Here is a 3,397-nt window from a genome sequence, read left to right on the forward strand (position 1 = left end):
CCGCCGGCCCCACCGCCGCCCACGCCGGCTCCGCCGCCTAGACCCAAGGTGGACTTCGCGGTGGTCCGCGAGCTGCGCCGGGAACTGAGCGAACGGCTCACCCACTGGCAGCGGGGCCGGGAGTTCGACGGAGATGCCGAGGAGGTCGAGCGGGCGCGGCTCGCCGTCGCCGTCGTCTCCGGATACGCCGACTCGGTACGCCGCGCCGGCACCCCGCTCACCGCCGAGGAGGAACGGCTCCTGCTCGACCAGGTCACGGCCGAACTGGTCGGCCTGGGTCGGCTCCAGACGCTGCTGGTGGACGACTCCATCGAGGAGGTGCACATCCTCGGCTGCGACCAGGTACGCATCACCCGGCACGGCGGCGGCGTGGACTGGGCCGAACCGATCGCCGACAGCGACGAGGAACTGGTGGAGATCCTCCAAGCGGCGGCCCGCCGGGCGGGAGCCACCGAGCGGTCCCTGTCGACGTCGAAACCGACGCTGGACCTGCAACTGCCCGACGGCAGCCGGCTCGCGGCCGTGTTCCTGGTCAGCCACCGTCCGTACGCGGTGATCCGCAAGCACAACACGCTGGACGTCAGCCTGGAGGACATCTGCGGCACCCGGGCCGACCTGGACGAGATGATCGACCCGCTGCTGCGGGACTTCCTGCGCGCCTCGATGCGGGCCGGGCTGAACATCATGGTCGCCGGGCTGGCCGGGGCGGGAAAGACCACCGTCATCCGCGCGTTGATGGACGAGATCCCGCCGGACGAGCCGTACGTGCTGCTGGAGGAGAGCCGGGAGCTGCTGCCCGCCCGGCGCGGGCACAAGCACCGGGCGGTGATGAGCTTCGAGGCCCGGGAGGGGCACGGCGAGCGCGGTCTGGACGGCCGACCGGCCGGTGAGGTGAGCATCGCCGACCTGATCCCGTTGTCGCTGCGGATGGGCGTGCTGCGGATCATCGTGGGTGAGGTGCGGTCCCGGGAGATCGTGCCGATGCTCCAGGCGATGACGACCAGCCGTGGGTCGATGTGCACCATCCACGCCCGTACCCCGGCCGGGGTGAGCGAGCGGATCATCGAGCTGGCGCTGGCCCACGGCCGGGAGATGACGGTCGACCAGGCCCGCCGGATGGCCGGCAACGCTCTCGACCTGATCGTCTACGTGACCGTCGAGGACGAGACCGCGATCGGCGGGCGCAAGCACCGCTTCGTCTCCCATGTGGAGGAGGTAGTCGGGGTCGGCGAGGGCAGCCGGATCATCACCACTTCCATCTTCGGTCCCGGCCCGGACGGCCGGGCGATCCCCCGCCACCTGCCAGAACGCATCCGTGACCAGCTCCTGCGGGTCGGGTACGACGCCCGACTGCTCAGCCGGTTCATCGAGGCGGGCGCCGGCGCGTGGCGTCGCCCCCGGCACAGCCGCCTCGGTCCGGTGGTCCGGCGATGAACCCGATCGAGCTGATCGCCGTCGTCTCCGGCGCGGCCTGCGTGGCCGGGCTGGTGCTGGCCGTGGTCGCACTCACCGGCACCCGCGCGCCGACCCGGTCCCGCCCCGGCGCCAGCCGGGGCCTGCGCCGGTTCTGGCCCGCTTCCAGCCGGCGCGAGCGGCGGCTGCACCAAACGCGACTGGCGGTGGCGGCGGGAACGGGGGCGTTGGCCTTCCTGCTCACCGGGCTGCCGGTGGTGGGCCTGATCGTGGCCGCGGCGGTGCCGGGCGTGCCCTGGCTCTTCGCGGTCGGCAAGGCCGAGGAGCGGGCCATCGCCCGGGTCGAGGCGGTCGGCGAGTGGACCCGCCGACTCAAGGACGTCACCGCCACCGGGCAGGGCCTCCAGGCGGCCATCGTGAACACCATCGCCACCGTCCCGGAGGAGATCCAGGAGGAGGTACGGCTGCTCGCCGCCCGGCTGCAGGCCGGCTGGACGGCCCGCGCGGCGCTGCTCGCGTTCGCCGACGAGATCGGCGACCCGGTCTGCGACCAGGTGGTGGCCGCGCTCATCCTGCACCTGTCCGACCGGGGTGAACGCCTCGGTGACGTGCTCGGGGCGATCGCCTCGGCCGCCGCCGCCGAGGTGGCCACCCGCCGCGAGGTGGAGGCGAAGCGCACCCAGCCGAGGTTCGCCGTCCGCTTCCTCACCGGGATGACCCTGGTGGTGCTCGGGTACGGGCTGCTGAACACCGACTACATCCGCCCGTACGGCACGGTGGTCGGGCAACTGGTGATGGCGGTGCTCTGCGCGGCCTTCATCGGGCTGCTGGTCTGGGTGCGCGCGATGAGCCAGCCCCCGCCGCCGGCCCGCTTCCTGCCCGCCCCCGATCTCAAGGAGGCGGTCGCGTGATCCTCAACTGGCAGCTCGCGATCGCCGTGCTCGGCGGCGCGGGCATCGGCCTGGGCGTGTTCCTGCTGGTCCGGGAGGCGCTGCCGGCGTACCCGGCGCTCGGTCCGGCGCTGCGCCGGCTGCACCAGCCGCCCGGCACGGCCGCCTCGTCACGACGGTTGGAGTGGTTGGGCGGGTTCGCCCGCTGGCTCAGTCCGCCGCACCGCCAGCTCGCCCTGATCGGCCGGACCCCGGAGCAGTACGCCCTGTCGGTGTTGCTCTCCGCCCTGATCGGGCTGGCCACCCCGACGGTGTTCGGCGCGCTGCTCTTCCTCGGTGGGATGCGCCTGCCGGTGGCCGTACCGGTGCTGGGCAGCCTCGGGATGGCGCTGCTCTGCGCGCTGCTGGCCCACCGGGCGGTGCTGGCGAAGGCGGACGCCGCGCGGGACGAGTTCCGCCAGGCGGTCTGCACCTACCTGGATCTGGTGGCGTTGCAGCTGTCGGCGGCGCACGGCCCGGTGCAGTCCCTGGAACGCGCGGCGACGGTCTGCGACGGCTGGGTGTTCGAGCGGATCCGCGAGTCGCTGCGGATCGCGCAGTTGCAGATGCACTCCCCGTGGGACGAGTTGCAGGAGCTGGCCGATCGGATCGGCATCGCCGAGCTGGGCGACGTGGGCGCGATCATGCGGAACTCGGGCAGCGAGGGCGCGCAGGTGCACGAGACGCTGCGCAGCCGCGCCGACTCCCTGCGGGACCAGATCCGCACCGACAACCTGACCCGGGCCGAGGGGATCACCAGCCGGCTCGACATCCCCGGATCGCTGCTGGTCTTCGTCCTGCTCGGCTTCATCATCTATCCCTTCGTCGCCCGTCTGTGAGGAGCCCTCCCCATGCACATGTTCACGTTCTTCTACCTCGCCGCGGTGGACCGGCTGTCCCGGCTGCGCCGCGAGTCGGACCGGGGCGACAGCCCGGTGCCCACCGCGGTGATCATCGCTGGCCTGGTGGTCGCGGCCACCGCGGTCACCGGCCTGGTGCTCCAGAAGGCCGAGAGCTGGATGAACAGCATCCCGGGCAAGTGACCCCACCCGCTC

The 3,397-nt window shown here is 72.8% G+C and carries 4 protein-coding genes; all 4 read left to right on the plus strand.

Translation table 11 applies throughout. From position 1 onward, the window contains the following. Positions 1-1,434 (plus strand): CpaF/VirB11 family protein (locus E1166_RS29930; RefSeq protein ID WP_132343173.1); only part of this gene is annotated, 1,434 nt, incomplete at its 5' end. Then, a complete protein-coding gene (locus E1166_RS29935) occupies positions 1,431-2,324 on the plus strand; it encodes a type II secretion system F family protein (protein ID WP_132343174.1) in 894 nt (297 codons plus the stop codon). The genes E1166_RS29930 and E1166_RS29935, both read left to right, overlap by 4 nt. After that, positions 2,324-3,181, plus strand: coding sequence for a type II secretion system F family protein (locus E1166_RS29940; RefSeq protein ID WP_132270259.1), 858 nt, complete (start codon positions 2,324-2,326; stop codon positions 3,179-3,181). The genes E1166_RS29935 and E1166_RS29940 overlap by 1 nt, the downstream gene beginning before the upstream one ends. 12 nt (positions 3,182-3,193) lie before the next feature. Further along, complete coding sequence (locus E1166_RS29945; protein WP_132270239.1) at positions 3,194-3,385, plus strand: hypothetical protein; 192 nt, start codon at positions 3,194-3,196, stop codon at positions 3,383-3,385. The last annotated feature ends 12 nt before the right edge of the window (positions 3,386-3,397 follow it).

The organism is Micromonospora sp. KC213 (assembly GCF_004348325.1).
Taxonomy (GTDB): Bacteria; Actinomycetota; Actinomycetes; order Mycobacteriales; family Micromonosporaceae; genus Micromonospora.